Source organism: Chamaesiphon sp. OTE_20_metabat_361, from assembly GCF_031364565.1.
The window spans coordinates 1-18,084 of the sequence record NZ_JANLWO010000322.1 but is presented as its reverse complement, the minus strand read 5'-3'; the positions used below and the strand labels follow the sequence as shown (position 1 = coordinate 18,084).

Below are 18,084 nucleotides of genomic sequence, written 5' to 3'. Positions count from 1 at the left end.
CGTGGCAGTTGATGAATTTGCCGGGATTTTGACACAAATACCATCTGGTTGATAGTGCCAACCGTGATAGGGGCAAACGATACAATCGCCGCTGACATTGCCCTGGGCGAGCGCAGCGCCCCGATGGACGCAAGTATTATTCATCGCTTGAATCTGTCCGTCGGTAGTCCGGTAGAGAACTAATTCGCGATCGAGGATTTTTAGGAGTTGGGGACTAGTGGCGATAAGATTACTAAACTCGACGGCATACCAACAATTTTTAAACATGTGATTGACTTCAACTTGTAATCAAACTCGAACGATAATAACTGGCGATCGAAAAGTATCGATCGGCACCATTCGCTCGAATGATAACTTAATCTGGGAATCTAAAGCCCTAGATCGATATTACCGCCAGCGGGTTGGGAGTTTTCAACATTGTGTGGATCGGTAAACAAGTTAGCGATATTATTGATGACACAGGCAAACATCGGCGATTGCGAACTTAACTATGACTAGTCAACCCAAAATCATTGTCCTCGATGACGACCCCACTGGGTCGCAAACAGTGCATAGTTGTCTGCTCTTAACCCAGTGGGACGTGCCAACATTGACACTCGGGTTGACTGATACCGTGCCGATTTTCTTTATTTTGACCAATACGCGGGCGATGACACCCACTCAAGCCGCCGCCGTTACCCAGGAAGTGTGTCGCAATTTAAAGATCGCCCTCGCCGAACTAAATCTGACTGACTTTTTGGTCGTGAGTCGATCGGATTCTACCCTACGCGGACACTACCCGATCGAAACGGATGTTATTGCCGCTCAATTGGGGGGCTTTGACGCGCACTTCTTGATGCCTGCCTTTTTTGAAGGGGGTAGGATTACCCGCGATAGTATCCATTATCTGATTGTCGATGGGGTCGAAACTCCCGTCCACAAAACTGAGTTTGCGCGGGATTCGGTCTTTGCATACAGTCATAGTTATCTGCCCGATTATGTTGCCGAAAAAACTCACGGTCAGATTCCTGCCGATCGCGTGGTACAATTCTTACTCGATGAAGTTCGCACTGGAAGTCTCGATCGCTTGATGCAATTAGAGCGCAATCGCTGTTGTGTAGTCGATGGCGAGCAGCAATCGGATTTCGACAAGTTTGCGACAGATATCCTCGCCGCCGTCAGCCAGGGCAAAAAGTTCCTGTTCCGCAGTGGGGCGAGTATTCTCACGTCATTAGCCAATTTAGGCCCCCAACCGATTCCCGCCACGGAAATGTCCAAATACGTCCGCGATGGCAAACCGGGCGCAATTATCGTCGGCTCTCACGTCAAAAAAACTACCGACCAATTAACCCAGCTCCTCACAGCTCCCGGAATTGTCGGTGTCGAAATCGATGTCTCTCAGCTCATCGCCGACAATGCCGCCATGAGAGCTGGACTACTAGCATCAGTCTTGGAGCAGATTCGCAGTAGCCACGCCGCTGGCAATACCCCAGCAATCTACACCAGTCGTCAAGAACTCACCTTCGATAGCATTCAAGCTCGCCTCCAATTTGGCGAAGCAGTCTCCGCGCTGCTAATGGATGTTATTCGCTCATCTCCGTCCGATTTGGGCTTTTTGATTAGTAAAGGCGGGATCACCTCCAATGACACTCTCAGCAAGGGTCTAGCCCTCTCTACAGCCCGATCGATCGGTCAGATCCTCCCCGGATGTTCGGCGATCGTTACCCCCGCCAATCATCCCCAATTCCCCGATCTCCCCGTCATTCTCTTCCCCGGCAACGTCGGCGATGCCGATGCCTTGGCGACCGCTTATTTGCGATTGGTTGGAAGATAGATGGGAGATGGGAGATGGGAGATGGTAGAGAGTAAGGGGTAATGGGTAATGGGTAATGGGTAAAAGGTAAAGGTAAGAGGTAATGGGTAAAAGGTAAAAGGTAAAGAGCAATCACCAAGCTATCTAGCACTATCCAATATTCACACTTCGGCTGTCGCTCAGTGCAAGCTATTCACTATCCACTATTCACTACCCTCTACCCTCTCCCATCTCCCATCCCCTAACAAGGTATTATTATTGATACCAGTAAATCAAACACAACTGAGCTAATTCATAAATGTTATGACAGAAGGCGATCGCAAACCTGAATACAGACCTGGATTAGAAGGAGTTCCTGCTGCCAAATCGAGTATTAGTTATGTTGGGATTCAAACTAACGATCGGGGTGAGCAAGAAGGTGTCTTAGAATATCGTAGTATTCCCATCCAAGCTCTCGCCGAACACAGCAACTTTGTCGAAACAGCTTTCTTGCTAATTTGGGGGAGACTACCGACTCACGCCGAGCTAGACAAATTTTCGACCGAGATTTATTCCCATCGCCGGATCAAGTATCGGATTAAAGACATGATGAAATGTTTTCCCGAAACCGGACATCCGATGGATGCGCTGCAAGCCTCTGCCGCTGCGTTGGGATTATTTTATTCGCGCCATACCTTACCCAATCCTGAATACGTCGGTCAAGCCATCATTAGATTGCTCGCCAAAATTCCGACGATGGTAGCCGCATTTCAACTGATGCGAAAAGGGAACGATCCCGTCATGCCCCGTGACGATCTCGACTATGCTGCCAACTTTCTGTATATGTTGACAGAAAAAGAGCCAGATCCGATCGTCGCTAAAGTCATGGATGTCTGTTTGATTCTCCATGCCGAACATACGATGAATGCGTCTACTTTTTCCGCGCGGGTGACAGCTTCGACGCTCGCAGATCCTTATACGGTGATTGCTTCGTCTGTCGGCACCCTCGCTGGCCCGCTGCATGGCGGCGCTAATGAAGAAACACTGCTGATGTTGGAGAAGATCGGTACGGTCGCCAATGTTCGTCCCTATGTCGAGCAATGTTTAAAGTTAGATCCCAAGCATAAGTTTATGGGATTCGGGCATCGTGTTTACAAAGGCGTCAAAGATCCTCGGGCGATCATTCTCCAAAATTTAGCCGAACAATTATTTCAAAAATTTGGCTACGACCCTTACTATGACATTGCCTTGGAATTAGAGCGCGTCTTGGAAGAGTATTTGGGCGGGCGCGGCATTTATCCCAATGTCGATTATTATTCGGGCTTGGTGTACCGTAAGATGGGCATCCCCACCGATTTGTTTACGCCCGTGTTTGCGATTGCCCGTGTAGCTGGCTGGTTGGCACATTGGAACGAACAACTTCAAGAAAATCGGATCTTTCGTCCTACCCAAATCTACACTGGATCGCATCAGCAACCTTATATCGCGATCGACAATAGACATGAATAATCCCGTCCTCACTTCCACCTTTATCCTCACCCTCCTTTTGGCTGTCGGATTGTTCTTCTTTATTCGGGCTTCGACTAAAGATCGCATCGAGCAAATGGTACTAGAATCCACCGATTCGGAAGCCGTCTTATTACCCCGCCTCGATGCCTATTTTACCGAGCGTGCCTACCGGATTGCGGCTGTGGAGGCAGATACTGACATCGTGACGTTTGAGGGTGTGGTGCGCCCGAGCATCTTCTTGACAGTGCTGCTGACGAGTTTGGCGGCAATCGGGGCGCTGTGCCTGTCATTAGTATTTTCGATGCTCTTTCCCGACGCTGGCAATGGCTTATGGTTATTGCTGGGATTCGCCCCCTTAGCGGGCTGGTTTTACTGGCAAGGATCGTCGCGTACCGAGCAAGTCCGCCTCAAAGTCGAAGCTCTCACCGATGCGCCAGCAGCCACGACGATTAAAATTAGCGGACATCGGGATGAACTGGCAGTATTTCAAGAAGCGCTGCAATTAAGTGTCCGCGAAGATATAAAATAGAAAAGCACTCCAAGGCGATCGCGTTGGAGTGCTCGATTGTCAAAATAGAGATGTTTGTTTCAGAAAGTCAGTAATTAGTAAGTACTGCTGCCAACAGTGACTAGTTGCTGACTTTCTGTTTCCGGCTCTAGCGATCGTAAACTCGGGAATAAGAAATGGTTTTCTTCGACGTATTGTGCGCCAAATAGACCTTTTTCTGCCCAGAAATATCGATCGGTCGTATGTTCGTTGCGTTTTACCAGCAGCAGAGCTGGTGGCGCGATCCCTTCAGACAAGATGTATTTACGTGCGGCAGTAACAGGTTTATCTTCGCCACTTTCAATGCTGAACTGTGGCACCTGCTCTAAAATTCTCCGCCCTTCTTGACGTCTCCGACTTTTCCGTTTGCGTCTTCTAGCCAACCGCCTTACCTCCTCTTTAGTGCAGACAGATGTAATGTCTGTTACAAAAGCCGTCGCTATTCTATCCGCTTCATTCCAAAAACTCAACCCCCCGGTAAATTGACCTCTAATCTCCTCAAAGCCAGCAATATAAAGAAAAAATAAAGCTCACTCGGTCATTTAGCGATCGCAAATTTTAATAATTGTCATAAATCTTAATTTAGTTAGGAGTTGGACTTCCGACAAAATTGGCTGCTGTCGCCAAATTAGGCCGATCGTGCCAAAATGAATTAACAGCAACTACCAATCATCAGCAACTACCGATCGTGTCTACCGCTGCGAGTTCTGAATTCATGGCTTTGTGTCGCGCCCAGTTACGACTGTTAGGCGAAGGATTGGGGGCGACTGCGAGTATTGTCTACATGACCGAGGAATTAGAAGATGGTGGGGAATCAAAGTTATTGCCAGTGGTGATGTATCCCGAAACCGAAGTGGTCTGGTCGGAAACGATCCAGCTTGCAGATCGATCGTACATGGCGCCTCCAGTTGGCACCCACAGCGGCGCTAATGGTACGGCAAGTACATTTCCCAGTTATGCCTCCCCGCAACTCGCCAGCACCGTAGATGCGCGAATTACGACACTAGCACCATCATCACTAGCCGCGCTCGATACCGATACCAACCGTCATCAGGTTTTGTTACCCCTAGTCTCAGACGGGACGATTTTGGGATTGCTGGTGACGACGCGGGACACTCAGCCGTGGAATTCTACCGAGCAAACTGAAATTCAACATATCGCTCAAACGATCGCTTTTGCTGGTATTCTCGATCGCAAGCAAATTTGGCTGGCACAACAACTCAAACAACAGCAACAATTACAATCTCAACAGCAAGATCTCTTGCACAATTTACTGCATCAACTTCGCAATCCCTTGACGGCAATTCGGACATTTGGCAAACTATTAATCAAACGTCTAAACTTAGAAGATCCCCATCGGGGCTTTGCAAATAGTATCGTCCGCGAAAGCGATCGGCTACAAGAATTATTACAACATTTAGAGAAAGCGATCGATATCCCGGCAATTTCAAATAATGGCGATCTCTTAAAACCACTACCCGCAGGTGAAGATCGCAGTCTAACTCAAAGCGCCAATTTACTACTTCCCGATGCCGCTTTTCGGATCGAATCTTGTCAAATTACCGATGTCCTCGATCCTTTAATTATATCTGCTGAAGCGATTGCCCAAGAACGAAACTTAAGTTTTTATACTCACATTCCCCGCGATTTACCGTTAGTTCAAGCTCATCCCGCAGCATTACGTGAAGTGTTGAGCAATCTCATTGATAATGCGTTGAAATATACACCCGCAGGCGGAGAAGTCGATATAGATATAGAAGTGATAAATATTGGAGGAGATCTGCAAAATATTGACTCACCACCACTAACTATTCCCACTCGATCTAGTCTCCAAATTTGTATTCGGGATACCGGAGTTGGAATTCCCGATCGAGATTTGGAGCGGTTATTTACGCGTCATTATCGGGGCGTTCAAGCTCAAGGAAGTATCGCCGGAACTGGCTTAGGTCTCGCGATCGCCAAAGAATTGGTGACGCATATGGATGGTAAAATTGCAGTCACTAGCCCCCCACCAGGTAGCGATTGCGGTACGGAATTTATCCTCTGGTTGCAATTAGTGAATTAGGTTTTAGACTTTAGACTTTAGCGGATGCGCGCTCCTCGGGTTTCCCGAGGGTTTAGCGCACCAAGCAGGCTTTAGACTTTAGGGAATAAAATCCCCTCCTTGGAGCTACCGTGTATACACAAGTCTGAAACTCTAGTAAAATCTCAGTTTGTTTGCCCCCCAACCCCCAATTCTGGGGGAGCTAGTCTCTAGAAAGTCCCCCAGAATTGGGGGATTTAGGGGGCAAGTAAGCTAGAAACGAAGCCAGCTAGACTTGTGTGTACACGGTAGCTCCTTGGAGGGGTGCCCGACAGGGCGGGGTGGGTAGATCTCCGCATCTCTCCGTCCCCCCGTCCCCGGTCAGTGAGCGATAGCCGAACTGCCCATCTCCCTACTCATTAGATTTATCGCTAACTGCACGCACGATCCGTGAAAGTTCGTATTTTTCATCTACTGTAATGCGACTGGGCGAACCACTGATGATTCCTTCATAGTTACGGAACGAATCTTTGATTTCGGCACCATCTTTGCTAATCGTATATTCATGAATACCTTTATCGTGCCAAGAACCGCGCATCTTAAACACATTAAGTGCTCTTGCCATTTCGCCCCGAATCTCGACATATTGCAGCATCAAAATTGTATCGGTAATCGTCGAAATGTGCGAGTCAGTGATCGAATTAGCTCCCATAAATTGGTCGGAAGTATTCGTAAAAAATCCGGTAATCTCTTCTTGCTTAGCATAGCCAGTTACGCCGATAACAAATTGCCTGAACGAGTTATTACTAACTCCCCGCGCTAGGGCTGAAAGCGAATCGATCGCAATTCGATCGGGTTTAAAGTCGGCAATCTCTGACTTAATTGTTTGGAGATGATCTTCGAGTCCGGCAGACTCTGGATAGGTACACAAAATCTTAAGCAAGCCCTGTTTTTCCAGTTCCTCAAGATCGATTCCCCAGGAAGAAGCATTCCGCGATAATTGCGCTCTAGACTCTTCATAAGCAAACAAGATTGCCCGCTCTCCCGCCAAACAAGCTTCTTGAATAAATTTACTAACTAAGAGCGTTTTTCCCGTACCAGTGGCTCCAGTTGCCAGAATGATTGAATCTTTGAAATAGCCGCCACCGCACATTGTATCCAAGGCTTTGACACCAGATGATACTCGCACGTTGGAAGACTTCTGGGTGAGCCGCATTGCCCCCAATGGGAAGATATTAATACCGTGGTTAGTGATGGTAAAGGGATACTCACCCTTCATATGGGTGGTACCCCTAAGCTTGAGGATCTCAATCGTCCGGCGGCGACGTTCGCCTTCGAGGACATTTCGGACGATCGCGACGTTATCCGAGACGAATTCTTCCACTCCAAATCTTGCGACAGGGCCGTATTCTTCCACGCGCTCGGTCGTCATAATTGTAGTGGCACCCATTTGTTTGAGCCGTGCCACTAGCCGGAAAATCTCGCGTCTCACTACCGATGCTGCGTCATATTGTTGAAAGATCGCCGTGACAGAATCGATCGAGACTCGTTTGGCTTTATATTTGGTAAAGGCATATTGAATCCGCTCGATCAGTGCTGAAAGATCGAAATTCCCGACTACTTCTTGACCTTCTGGATCTGGAGACGCATCAAGGATAAATAATTTCCCATCATCGATCGATTGTTGGAGATCCCAACCAAAACTGTGAGCATTTTTGATGATATCAGCAGGTGATTCCTCGAACGTTACAAAGATGCCAGGTTCGTCAAAATAGTGAATTCCATTGTAGACAAATTGAACGGCTAACATCGTTTTACCCGTTCCTGATGTCCCACTGAGGATCGTCGTTCTCCCAGTAGGTAATCCACCGTGCGAGATATCGTCGAACCCCTCGATCATCGTGCGAATCTTCTGCACGCCAAGGGGATTTACTGGTAATTCTAACAATTGATTCGTACTGGTCATTGCTGAGATTGGAAATGTTTCTAACTAAACAACTAATTCAACTTAACAACTCGTTAGTATAGCTCGATCGCGGTAATTGACTTTTAAATTGATGTTAACATCGCCAATCTAAAAGTCACCGTCGCGCTCTGATAGCTCTTCATATAAGAGGTCTAGACCGATTAACACTTTTTCGCGGTCGGACAGATCGCCAATGATTTTTCGCACTGGCGGTGGTAAAACCTTTGATAATGTGGGAGTCGCAAGGATTTTATCTTCTTCTGCTAATTGGGGATTTTTAAGTACATCGATTACTTTCAGAGCATATACGCCCTTAAACTCTTCTTCTAAGATATTCTTGAGAGTTCGTAATGCCCTCACTGAGTTAGGTGTATTGCCCGCAACATATAGCTTCAAGACATAAGTTTTCATTAATGGAGGCATAGTTTAAATTATTAACACTCGTTAGGAATTATTCAAGTTAATTACTAGTAGGTAACGATCGTCAGAGTATTCTTAGTATATCTACCGCCTGATTGTCCTCGATCGATGGTGGCCGATCGCTACTCTGTTGATGACGAGGGACTTAGGTGCTAGGATTGCAAAGCTGTAGCTACTATCGATATCGGAGATTGAGTTGCAGCGGATCTTGAATTAAGCAGAGCTTCTATCCCCAAGTGATGGGAAATAATGCCCATCACAATGATGGCATCGATCGGTAACTACAACCCAAAGTTTTCGCCAGCCAGCAAGAGCTACTCGAACAATGCGCTTGCCAAGCAGCATGACTACATCTCTCGCGGTACCGATCTGCGGTACATCTCACATAGATGGGCAATAATATCAATCAGCGTCAGGCGGTACTCTAGCAAAACCTCCTCGCTACGTCCTTCCAATTTTAACTGGTCTGAGAATTCTTCCATCAATTCCATGTGAATCTTGACAATTTCCGAAACCGCTAGATCTTGAAAAAAGACTCCACTGACGAATTCATCGATACTTTCATCGATCTGGCGGCTATCGGCAAAATATTCGAGGACGATCTTCCGGTACTGTTGTTTTAATCGATCGAGCAGTTCTTGCTTCTGTTGGCGATCGAGATACCGAAAAAACTGGCTGGGGTTCCGTTTGTAATATATGGCTAGATATCCTAACCGTTCGTCGAGCTTTTCTGAGAGACGGCGTTGTTGTTGAAGCAAAAAGCTGGTTGCTGGGATCTCAAGCTGGGTGTGAGTTACGGATGGCTGAACACTCGCGGATCTCGACACGATTGGTGTTAAATTTAAGAACTTGGCAATGGCTTTATCGATAGCGGCTCCAATACCCGCTAGCTCTGTGACTGCCAAAATGACTTCAGATGGCTGATAGATATAGCTACGGGACGACAAATCGATCGGCGCAATCGGCGGATGAGCAGTTACATCACTAACAGAGCTAGGCGAAGTCAATCGATGCACGATCGCGACTGGCAAAATTAAACCCCGATCGTAAAGATAATTAATTGCTGGCAACAATTGCTGCTCGGAATAGAACACCAAGCAATCGAGATCGTGCTTGACAAGTTCTACATGTGCTAAGAACTCTGCTCGATCGGTAAAATAACGCACCGTATAACGTTCGGTACTCAAATACCGATTCAGTAACGGACACAGATCTGTTGAATCTGCTAAAACTGCAATAGTGAGAGAACCAGACAAAATAATTTGTACTCGCCAAAGGTGCGAACATTTAGCTATGGCAGATCGATCGAGGTATCAGTCAGCAAGTTATGGCGTTTTTACTCACCCAACAAGGTCTGACGCGACTGGTGTTGAGTAGCGATCGCCAATGATGTTATTTTTGCAACGCAACCATTAATAACAATGAGTACGCTTTTACAAATAAACTTAATATTTATTTCATAATCATATCATGGGCAGCCCCCAATCGCATCATCATCGCGAACGGGGGGCGATTGAGCGACTGGAAGAGTTACTACCGATCGGTACCCCTCCTCAGAGGGTGTCTGAAAAGGCTTTTCGGTGTGAATCAGATATCTAAATCCCCCTAAATCCCCCTTAAAAAGGGGGACTTTAAAGCCCCCTTTTTAAGGGGGTTGGGGGATTTACCCCCTATAAGCGAAGCAATCAGACTTTTCAGACATCCTCTTATAGCTAACATTTTTTACAACTTCAAATATTCGGTATTAACTTTAGATTCCCTAGATAGAGCCACCTTGCCAGTCCGGGCAATCTCTCTGATCCCAAATTTTTGGAGGACTTGAACGATCGCGACGATTTTACCTGGATCGCCCACTACCTCTAGTGTCAGCGCATCTTCAGCGACATCGACCACCCGCGCTCTAAAAATATTGGCAAGTTCGATAATTTCCGAGCGATGGGTGCTACTCGCATTGACCTTGAGCAGCATCAATTCGCGTTCTACACAGGGAACATCCGTTAGATCTGAGACCTTAAGGATGTTTACCAGCTTGTACAACTGTTTGGTCAATTGCTCGATCGTCTGCTCGTCACCATTAATTACCATTGTCACCCGCGATCGACCTTCTTGTTCGGCTGGGCCAACAGCTAGACTTTCGATATTAAAGCCCCTCCGGGCAAACAATCCCGCAATCCGAGTCAGTACGCCAGCTTCATCTTCAACCAAAACAGACAGGGTGTGTTTCATAATTAGGGAATAGGGGATAGGGGATAGGGGGTAAAGGGTAGCAGTTAGGGAATAGGTACTAAGTATCTTAGTGCAAAAGCCTACAGCCTAAAACCAAAAACAAAAAACCTAAAGCCCAAAACCTAAAGCCTAAAGCCTAATTCAGCTCCAGCATTATATTCTCCCACAATTGTCGATCGTCACAATCTTAAAAAAATTGTAATCATCCTCGCCTTTACTCACAAATACGCTACATAATGATGAGGATTTATTTTTTTTAGATGGAGTCTTGCAATCATGGGTTTCTTACAAAAAATGTTTGGCATGGAAAAACCAGCAAATGCCGAAGTTAATCCTACTCCCGCTCCAGAAGCAACAGATCCTGAAACTGGGGGCGAAGTTGCTCCAGAACGCGTTGGTCTCAACGGCGAATACGACCAAAGTGGTCTTGCCAAACGGGTCGCGCTGGCTTTTGATGGTGATGCCGAGGTAACTGATGTAGAAGGTCTCTGGGTCGCTCAAACTGGTAGTAGTGTCGTCCTCAAAGGTGCGGTTCCCAGTCAAGAAATTCTCGACAAAATGGTCGAGTTAGCCAGCGGTGTTTCTGGTACCACTGATGTTAGCATCGACCAAGTGACGATCGGCTAGGGAGCCGAACATTAACTAATTCTGACTTAACGCCACTCTTGCCAATCTCCAGGCAATAGCAGCACAACACAGCCTGTATTGTGCTTTGCTATTGCGGCGCTAATTAATTTCGGCACTGAGGATAGATGCGGTCGGAGCCATATTCTGGACACTACCTTCAAGACTTGGCTCTACTGCCATCGATATAGTTGAAAGTGCATCTAGCCAACTGCGAATCTCTTGATTGACGACATCGGGAACTTCGTCGTGAGCGCAGTGTCCAGCGGCATCGAGATTGACTAATTCCAACAAGGGATTCAGTTTTAGCAATATCCCCGCAGTTCCAAGCGGAATCATCCGATCCTCGCGACCCCATAGCAACAGCATCGGGATGTTCATGTGGGGTAAAAGCTGCCGAATATTTGGTGAGAAAGTGCTACTAGTCATCCCCTGCATAATCTTCACAAATGCGGCGGGGGCTTCAACTTCGCGTGCTGGCGTCAGAAATATCTCGATTAATTCATCGGTGACTCGATCTGGATTAGCGTAAGCGATTTTTGCCCATTTTTTAGCAACTTTAGGCCGACTGACTACCCGAAATAATCCACGTAGTAGCGGCGGATTTAAAATTACCCGCTTGACCCCATTTACCAGTGGTTGGAGCGCTCGGGGAATTAATTCCTGCTCGGCAGAAAGATCGGGCAGACTGACCATCACTAAACTCTCGGCCATCTGCGGATGTCTGGCGGCTGCGACCAATGCCACCAACGACCCGATCGAATTACCGACTACCACCATTGGCTGACCGACAAACGTCTGCCAAAAATCATAAACTTGATCGACCCACAAGTCGATATCGTAGCGGACATTGGGTTTGCGCGAGCCACCCCAGCCGACTAAATCGACACCATATACCGTCCGATCTGCGGTCAAAAATTCGAGATTGTGTTGCCAATGCCCGATCGATGCTCCAAACCCATGCAGCAATAATACCGGAGCTTTATCTAATTCATGCTGACTGCGCTGATAAGTATAACGGGTCTGCCAACCTCGCCATACCCAGTCACGCTGATTTCCTACCTTCTGATGCCAAGCTTGCACGCCACACTCTCCTATCTGACCGATCGATCCCTATTACCCTAAAAGGGTCATCTTAAGCTTAAAAAATATTAAACTTTAGCCCAGATTCTCTAGATTTGGGTAAAATATAGTATAAGCAACTAGATAACTTCAGCTATTTTAGTTTAGACCGATTTTACAGGTAGCTGTAACTGAGGATAACCATACCACTTACCCATTACCCACCCGAAACTGCCATAGCTATTAAATCACCCATCATCGAAAAAAGACGCACCCGCGATCTTCCGCAGATTAACGAACGCATCCGGTTTCCCCAAATTCGCGTCATTGGTACCGATGGCGAGCAATTAGGAATTCTTACGCCTCAAGAAGCCCAGGGCATCGCCGATGAGAATGGATTGGATCTAGTCCTAGTCAGCGACAAAGCCGACCCACCCGTGTGCCGCATTATGGACTACGGGAAATACAAGTTTGAACTCGAAAAGAAAGCTCGCGAAGCGAAGAAGAAGCAACATACTGCCGAACTTAAAGAAGTCAAAATGCGCTACACGATCGAGGAACATGACTACCAAGTACGGGTCAGTCAAGCCGATCGTTTTATCAAGTCTGGCGATAAAGTCAAAGCAACTATTACTTTTCGCGGTCGGGAGATCCAACATAGCGATCTCGCCGAAAAAGTGCTCAAACGCATGGCAGACGATCTCAAGGAAATTGCCGAAGTTCAGCAATTCCCTAAAAAAGAGGGTCGGAATATGATGATGATCCTATCTCCCAAAAAAGTTGGCTAGATCGGGACTCCACTTTTGTGGGTGCGAATCGATCGGCTAAAGTACAATCAAAGTATTACGGTAAGTTAACAAAAAACAATATTTTACAATTTTTGACTTTAGGCAGTTAGACTCAGCATCTAGCTGCCTTTTTCAGACGCCACAACCGTTGTGGTTGTATAGATCCCCCTCGATGGTACTCATATAAAATAGTCTTATGACGATCGTCAAAAGATCCGAACCAAAACTATTACACTTGCTGATATAGTTATTTTTAACAAGAAACGTCAACTGGTTCCTGAAGGTTAGGAAATTTATGGCTTACGCGCAAACTCAAACTCAGGCAAAATCTGGGTACAAGGCTGGAGTACAAGACTACCGTCTAACTTATTACACGCCAGACTATACTCCCAAAGATACAGACTTACTCGCCGCTTTCCGGATGACTCCCCAGCCTGGAGTACCCGCAGAAGAAGCTGGTGCTGCTGTAGCCGCTGAATCTTCCACAGGTACCTGGACGACTGTTTGGACTGACTTGCTGACCGATCTCGATCGGTACAAAGGTCGTTGTTACCACATCGAACCAGTTCAAGGTGAAGACAATCAATATTTTTGCTTTATTGCCTATCCTTTAGATTTATTTGAAGAAGGTTCCGTCACCAACATGCTTACCTCATTAGTAGGTAACGTATTTGGTTTCAAAGCGATTCGGGCATTACGTTTAGAAGATTTACGGATCCCAGTTGCTTATCTCAAGACCTTCCAAGGGCCTCCTCACGGGATCACCGTCGAACGCGATAAATTAAATAAATATGGTCGTCCGCTGTTAGGTTGTACTATCAAACCTAAACTCGGTCTGTCTGCTAAAAACTATGGTCGGGCTGTTTACGAAGTTCTTCGTGGTGGTCTAGATCTCACTAAAGACGACGAAAACATCAACTCCCAACCCTTCATGCGTTGGCGCGATCGGTTCTTGTTCGTTCAAGAAGCCATCGAAAAAGCTCAAGCAGAAACTGGCGAAATTAAAGGTCACTACCTCAACGTGACTGCGCCTACCTGTGAAGAAATGATGGAACGCGCTAATTTCGCCAAAGAAATCGGCACCCCCATCATCATGCACGACTACCTCACTGGTGGTTTCACAGCCAACACTTCCTTGGCTAAATGGTGTCGTGCTAACGGCGTATTACTGCACATTCACCGCGCAATGCACGCAGTAATCGATCGTCAAAAAAATCACGGTATCCACTTCCGCGTTCTGGCTAAATGCTTGCGGATGTCCGGTGGCGATCACCTTCACTCCGGTACTGTTGTAGGTAAACTCGAAGGCGAAAAAGGCATCACTATGGGTTTTGTAGACCTGATGCGTGAAAACTACATCGAAGAAGATCGCTCGCGCGGTATTTTCTTCACCCAAGATTGGGCTTCTATGCCTGGTGTATTCCCAGTTGCTTCTGGTGGTATCCACGTTTGGCACATGCCTGCACTAGTCGAAATCTTCGGCGATGACTCTTGCCTCCAATTTGGTGGTGGTACTGCCGGACACCCTTGGGGTAACGCTCCTGGTGCAACCGCTAACCGCGTCGCACTCGAAGCTTGTATTCAAGCGCGTAACGAAGGTCGCAACCTCATGCGTGAAGGTGGCGATGTCCTCCGTGAAGCTGGTAAATGGTCTCCAGAACTAGCTGTTGCACTCGAACTTTGGAAAGAAATCAAGTTTGAATTTGAAGCTATGGATACTCTGTAGAATTAGTGGATGGTGAATAGTGGATAGTGGATAGTAGGCAGTAATAAATACTTAGTAACAATTCTCTATTCACACTTCATTAATTTGGGTAATGGATCGCAAACAAATTGCCAAAGCTACGACCAAAGTCATCTCTAGCTACTTGACTTATCAAGCAGTGCAGACTGTTCTAGCTCAGTTGAATGAAACAAATCCAAGGTTGGCACTGTGGTTACGCAGTTTCTCCGGTCGATCGATCCTTCAAGATGGCGAAGTCTATTTACTTGCACTCTTGACAGAAAACCAAGAGTTAGCCTTCAGAATTATGGCGGTAAGAGAGTATTTAGTCGAAGAAATTATGGACGATTTACCAGAGATGGTATTTCACGACATTAAGCACAAAAACAGTCAGCATCGCAAGCAACAGCTAGAGAAGCTCTCGCAGCTATCCATTACCGAGCCAAACAGCAATTTAGAGCCACTGTCTGAGTAACGATTCGTCACTCAGACACACCTTACATCTCAACTATATTTAGCCGTAGAGCAAATAGAAATGCAAACTTTACCTTTCGCACGTCGCTTTGAGACTTTTTCCTACTTGCCACCATTGAGCGATGCTCAAATTGCCAAGCAACTACAATACATGCTCGACCAAGGATATATTCCTGGTGTTGAATTTAGCCAAGAATCCGAGCCTACCCAGCACTACTGGACACTCTGGAAGTTGCCATTATTCAACGCGACTACTACTAACGAAATTTTAGCTGAAGTCCGCGCTTGCCGTAGCGAATACGGTCATTGTTTCGTCCGTGTTGTTGGTTTCGACAACATCAAACAGTGCCAAGTATTGAGCTTCATCGTTCACAAACCATAGTAGGTAAATCGATCTAACTTTAGTTCTAAGTCTTTGGAACTAGTATTAACTCAAAGAGCAGAAAATTAATTTTCTGCTCTTTCTTTTATTGATTAGCAATAAAAGCCATCAATCCGATTGAGAGTGTTACAAATACAGCAGACTCGAACGGCTACCATTAAGCTATAATATCAGCAACTATTGTAGTTTTTGTACTATTGTAATCTCGATCGCAAGCCACATGAAAAGACATTTAATCATTACTGGGTTGGTTGTAGCAGCTAGTTTATTACCAGTAAAAGCGATCGCTGCTACCTTCAGTCAACTAGTTGTTTATGGCGATAGTTTATCCGATTTAGGGCGCGCAGCCGCAGCAACAGGCGGAGCCGCACCACCATATAGTAATGTGGTTGGTGGTGGTAGATTTTCTAATGGGCCGATCTGGGTTGAATACTTAGCTGCTAGCCTGGGGATTCCTGCCAATGGCAATCCGGCGACTAATCGCATTACTAATTTTGCGGTTGGTGGTGCTACTACGGGTACGGCTAATACTATTCAAAATTTAATTGTCACCCCCATTATTCCAGCATTAAATGGCATCCAGCAGCAGATAACTAACGACAATGCAGTTCGCGATCGCGATGCACTATATATAATTTGGGGCGGAGCTAATGATTATTTAGGTAATGTAACTACAGATCCAGCAATACCAGTCGGGAATTTATTTGCAGATATTAATACTTTAATCGATCGCGGTGCCAGGAATATTTTAGTTCCTAATCTGTCCGATCTAGGTGCGTTACCGAGTACGCGCAACCTGGGGACTACGGCAATAGGTTTGAGCAGTTTAACCGCAGCGCATAATGCTGGTTTGGCGACGACTATTGCTAATTTAAAGTTAGCCAAACCTACCGTTAATTTGAACTTACTAGATGTTAATGGTTTGTTTAACCGAATTGTGACTAATCCTAGCAGTTTTGAATTTACCGATGTTACTACTCAATGTCTAACTACTACCGTTTGTGCGAATCCGAATGCCAACTTGTTCTGGGATGATATTCATCCCACGACTGAGGGACATCGATTAATTGGCGAATTAGCCTTTAATACCGTTTCGCCTACTGCTGTTCCTGAACCGATCGCAATATTGGGTTCTTTAATGGCTGGGAGCGCGGCAATCGCGTTTAAACGTAAACTTAAAGCAGCCAATGTCGATCGACACGACATTTAAAGTAAGGGCAATTCGTGAAGCGGCGGTTTTATTCGGAGGGAACCTCCGAATAAAAACACCGACAAGACATTGCCCCTACCTCAATGGCTAGTAATCTTTCAAACTTTTGCATAGGTAATGACTAATATTCTAGAAATTGCGATTGTTGGTGCTGGAATCGCGGGTATTACTTGCGCCAGCGAACTTCAAGCTGCTGGGTATCAAGGGATTACTATCTTTGAAAAGTCTCGGGGAGTTGGTGGTAGACTGACAACCCGAAGAATGCACCAGACGTGTGTCGATCGTGGGACTTGTTATATCTCCCCCAAAGGCGAGAAATTTCGCAAATTACTCGATCGACTCATTGCCGACAACATTGCCGAAACGTGGACGGATACTACTCATACGCTAACTGCAAATGGCGATATGTCAGCAGATCCAGCTATTTACCCCCGGTATGTTGCGCCTGGTGGTATGAATCAAATTGCTAAATACCTAGCACAGGATCTAGATATTCGATTCGGACAACGCGCGATCTCGATTCACCCCGATGGTAATTTATGGCGACTGACGATCGATGGTACCAACCCAACCGAAATTCTCGCCCGAAAAGTAATTCTCGCTATTCCCGCTCCTCAAGCACTAGATCTCCTCAAGCCTTTGACCCCTATTTTGCCCATCGAGTTTATAAACGACCTAACAGCAGTTGAATTTTATCCCTCGATTGCAGTAGCTGCTGGCTATATAGATACTCAACTAGCCCAATGGCAAACAACTCATCCCCAAATTAAATCCGTTACTTGCCAAGGCGACCCAATTCTGGCATGGCTAGGACTAGATAGCAGCAAACGTCAACAATTAGCACCACCAGTCTTTGTACTTCAGAGTACGGCTGAATTCGCCAGTAAGTACCCCGAACCTCAATCCACCGCTATTGCCAGTCTACTCATGTTAGAACGTGCCAGCAAGCGGTTTTTCCCCTGGTTTCGAGACTTTCAGTGGCAAGAACCGCATCTCTGGCGCTACGCGATCGCCAAATCTCCTCACCACTTATCTTCGCAGACTGCCGCAGACTCCTATTTATCGATCGATATCCCCGCTCCTCTATTCTGTATCGGCGACTGGTGTCGTGGCTCTAAAGTAGAAGATGCTTACCTGGCAGGGATGACATTAGCCGCAACCCTTAAAAGCTAACGCTAGTAACAGGTTCTATAACTCGAACGAACGATATCAAATTAATTTCCCAAAAAGGGTTGACAATCCTAGGCAGACAAGATATATTAGTAAAGCGGTCGAGGGAAACAGCCCAGCGGAATCGACGAAAGTCGCTCCTAGAGCCAACTACCTTCACCACTGAACCTAGACAACTATATAGTTTGA

Annotated in this window: 18 protein-coding genes; 11 read left to right on the top strand and 7 right to left on the bottom strand. The window is 46.3% G+C overall.

The features are described 5' to 3' along the window. Window positions 1-267: Rieske 2Fe-2S domain-containing protein (locus RMO35_RS09630; protein ID WP_309740637.1), on the bottom strand; the 267-nt coding region annotated here is incomplete at its 3' end. Window positions 268-490: 223 nt separating this feature from the next. Between RMO35_RS09630 and RMO35_RS09625 the strand changes: the two genes are divergently transcribed. The 3 genes from RMO35_RS09625 to RMO35_RS09615 all read left to right on the top strand — a co-directional run bounded on the left by RMO35_RS09625 (window position 491) and on the right by RMO35_RS09615 (window position 3,809). Beyond that, window positions 491-1,813, top strand: coding sequence for a four-carbon acid sugar kinase family protein (locus RMO35_RS09625; RefSeq protein ID WP_309740613.1), 1,323 nt, complete (start codon window positions 491-493; stop codon window positions 1,811-1,813). 282 nt (window positions 1,814-2,095) lie between these two features. Next, window positions 2,096-3,280 carry a citrate synthase gene (locus RMO35_RS09620; RefSeq protein ID WP_396135639.1) on the top strand — a complete coding sequence of 395 codons (1,185 nt, stop codon included), beginning with the start codon at window positions 2,096-2,098 and terminating at the stop codon, window positions 3,278-3,280. Continuing rightward, a complete protein-coding gene (locus RMO35_RS09615; RefSeq protein WP_309740610.1) occupies window positions 3,273-3,809 on the top strand; it encodes a cofactor assembly of complex C subunit B in 537 nt (178 codons plus the stop codon). Before RMO35_RS09620 ends, RMO35_RS09615 begins: the two co-directional genes overlap by 8 nt. 74 nt (window positions 3,810-3,883) lie before the next feature. Here RMO35_RS09615 and RMO35_RS09610 read toward each other — a convergent pair whose 3' ends face one another. Continuing rightward, on the bottom strand, window positions 3,884-4,210 hold the full coding sequence (locus RMO35_RS09610; RefSeq protein ID WP_309740608.1) for a DUF3155 domain-containing protein: 327 nt from the start codon (window positions 4,208-4,210) through the stop codon (window positions 3,884-3,886). 227 nt (window positions 4,211-4,437) lie between these two features. On the opposite strand from RMO35_RS09610, the gene RMO35_RS09605 reads away from it, so the two are divergent. After that, window positions 4,438-5,892 carry a HAMP domain-containing sensor histidine kinase gene (locus RMO35_RS09605; RefSeq protein WP_309740605.1) on the top strand — a complete coding sequence of 485 codons (1,455 nt, stop codon included), beginning with the start codon at window positions 4,438-4,440 and terminating at the stop codon, window positions 5,890-5,892. 370 nt (window positions 5,893-6,262) lie between these two features. Here RMO35_RS09605 and kaiC read toward each other — a convergent pair whose 3' ends face one another. The 4 genes from kaiC to ilvN all read right to left on the bottom strand — a co-directional run bounded on the left by kaiC (window position 6,263) and on the right by ilvN (window position 10,462). Next, window positions 6,263-7,816 (bottom strand): circadian clock protein KaiC, encoded by a 1,554-nt coding sequence (gene kaiC, locus RMO35_RS09600; RefSeq protein ID WP_309740603.1) that lies wholly within the window; start codon window positions 7,814-7,816, stop codon window positions 6,263-6,265. A gap of 108 nt (window positions 7,817-7,924) precedes the next feature. After that, on the bottom strand, window positions 7,925-8,239 hold the full coding sequence (kaiB, locus tag RMO35_RS09595) for a circadian clock protein KaiB (RefSeq protein WP_295617934.1): 315 nt from the start codon (window positions 8,237-8,239) through the stop codon (window positions 7,925-7,927). Window positions 8,240-8,583: 344 nt separating this feature from the next. After that, the gene (locus RMO35_RS09590) at window positions 8,584-9,492 is read right to left on the bottom strand and encodes a circadian clock protein KaiA (RefSeq protein WP_309740600.1); all 909 of its coding nucleotides are present in this window, start codon (window positions 9,490-9,492) and stop codon (window positions 8,584-8,586) included. A 466-nt stretch (window positions 9,493-9,958) separates the two neighbouring features. After that, window positions 9,959-10,462: an acetolactate synthase small subunit gene (gene ilvN / locus RMO35_RS09585; RefSeq protein WP_309740598.1), complete on the bottom strand. Its 504-nt coding sequence runs from the start codon at window positions 10,460-10,462 to the stop codon at window positions 9,959-9,961. 276 nt (window positions 10,463-10,738) lie between these two features. Between ilvN and RMO35_RS09580 the strand changes: the two genes are divergently transcribed. Further along, window positions 10,739-11,089 (top strand): phospholipid-binding protein, encoded by a 351-nt coding sequence (locus RMO35_RS09580; RefSeq protein ID WP_309740596.1) that lies wholly within the window; start codon window positions 10,739-10,741, stop codon window positions 11,087-11,089. A 99-nt stretch (window positions 11,090-11,188) separates the two neighbouring features. Here the strand turns inward: RMO35_RS09580 and RMO35_RS09575 are convergent, their stop codons facing one another. Continuing rightward, window positions 11,189-12,169 carry an alpha/beta fold hydrolase gene (locus RMO35_RS09575; protein ID WP_309740593.1) on the bottom strand — a complete coding sequence of 327 codons (981 nt, stop codon included), beginning with the start codon at window positions 12,167-12,169 and terminating at the stop codon, window positions 11,189-11,191. A 221-nt stretch (window positions 12,170-12,390) separates the two neighbouring features. On the opposite strand from RMO35_RS09575, the gene infC reads away from it, so the two are divergent. The 6 genes from infC to RMO35_RS09545 all read left to right on the top strand — a co-directional run bounded on the left by infC (window position 12,391) and on the right by RMO35_RS09545 (window position 17,898). Further along, window positions 12,391-12,936 carry a translation initiation factor IF-3 gene (gene infC, locus RMO35_RS09570; RefSeq protein ID WP_396134859.1) on the top strand — a complete coding sequence of 182 codons (546 nt, stop codon included), beginning with the start codon at window positions 12,391-12,393 and terminating at the stop codon, window positions 12,934-12,936. Window positions 12,937-13,231: 295 nt separating this feature from the next. Next, window positions 13,232-14,662 carry a form I ribulose bisphosphate carboxylase large subunit gene (locus RMO35_RS09565; RefSeq protein WP_309740591.1) on the top strand — a complete coding sequence of 477 codons (1,431 nt, stop codon included), beginning with the start codon at window positions 13,232-13,234 and terminating at the stop codon, window positions 14,660-14,662. Between the two features lie 91 nt (window positions 14,663-14,753). Beyond that, window positions 14,754-15,134: a chaperonin family protein RbcX gene (locus tag RMO35_RS09560; protein WP_309740589.1), complete on the top strand. Its 381-nt coding sequence runs from the start codon at window positions 14,754-14,756 to the stop codon at window positions 15,132-15,134. 60 nt (window positions 15,135-15,194) lie between these two features. Next, window positions 15,195-15,515 carry a ribulose bisphosphate carboxylase small subunit gene (locus RMO35_RS09555; protein WP_309740587.1) on the top strand — a complete coding sequence of 107 codons (321 nt, stop codon included), beginning with the start codon at window positions 15,195-15,197 and terminating at the stop codon, window positions 15,513-15,515. 220 nt (window positions 15,516-15,735) lie between these two features. Continuing rightward, entirely contained in the window at window positions 15,736-16,725 is a 990-nt protein-coding gene (locus RMO35_RS09550) for a PEP-CTERM sorting domain-containing protein (RefSeq protein WP_309740584.1), read from the top strand. A gap of 117 nt (window positions 16,726-16,842) precedes the next feature. Further along, window positions 16,843-17,898: an FAD-dependent oxidoreductase gene (locus RMO35_RS09545; RefSeq protein ID WP_309740582.1), complete on the top strand. Its 1,056-nt coding sequence runs from the start codon at window positions 16,843-16,845 to the stop codon at window positions 17,896-17,898. Window positions 17,899-18,084: the final 186 nt, after the last annotated feature.

What these genes read in the sequence shown, in the direction of transcription:
- RMO35_RS09625 (WP_309740613.1), top strand. Translation starts at nt 491, where the DNA reads ATGACTAGTCAACCCAAAATCATTGTCCTCGATGACGACCCCACTGGG.
- RMO35_RS09620 (WP_396135639.1), top strand. Translation starts at nt 2,096, where the DNA reads ATGACAGAAGGCGATCGCAAACCTGAATACAGACCTGGATTAGAAGGA.
- RMO35_RS09615 (WP_309740610.1), top strand. Translation starts at nt 3,273, where the DNA reads ATGAATAATCCCGTCCTCACTTCCACCTTTATCCTCACCCTCCTTTTG.
- kaiC (WP_309740603.1), bottom strand. Translation starts at nt 7,816, where the DNA reads ATGACCAGTACGAATCAATTGTTAGAATTACCAGTAAATCCCCTTGGC.
- kaiB (WP_295617934.1), bottom strand. Translation starts at nt 8,239, where the DNA reads ATGCCTCCATTAATGAAAACTTATGTCTTGAAGCTATATGTTGCGGGC.
- ilvN (WP_309740598.1), bottom strand. Translation starts at nt 10,462, where the DNA reads ATGAAACACACCCTGTCTGTTTTGGTTGAAGATGAAGCTGGCGTACTG.
- RMO35_RS09580 (WP_309740596.1), top strand. Translation starts at nt 10,739, where the DNA reads ATGGGTTTCTTACAAAAAATGTTTGGCATGGAAAAACCAGCAAATGCC.
- RMO35_RS09565 (WP_309740591.1), top strand. Translation starts at nt 13,232, where the DNA reads ATGGCTTACGCGCAAACTCAAACTCAGGCAAAATCTGGGTACAAGGCT.
- RMO35_RS09560 (WP_309740589.1), top strand. Translation starts at nt 14,754, where the DNA reads ATGGATCGCAAACAAATTGCCAAAGCTACGACCAAAGTCATCTCTAGC.
- RMO35_RS09555 (WP_309740587.1), top strand. Translation starts at nt 15,195, where the DNA reads ATGCAAACTTTACCTTTCGCACGTCGCTTTGAGACTTTTTCCTACTTG.
- RMO35_RS09550 (WP_309740584.1), top strand. Translation starts at nt 15,736, where the DNA reads ATGAAAAGACATTTAATCATTACTGGGTTGGTTGTAGCAGCTAGTTTA.
- RMO35_RS09545 (WP_309740582.1), top strand. Translation starts at nt 16,843, where the DNA reads ATGACTAATATTCTAGAAATTGCGATTGTTGGTGCTGGAATCGCGGGT.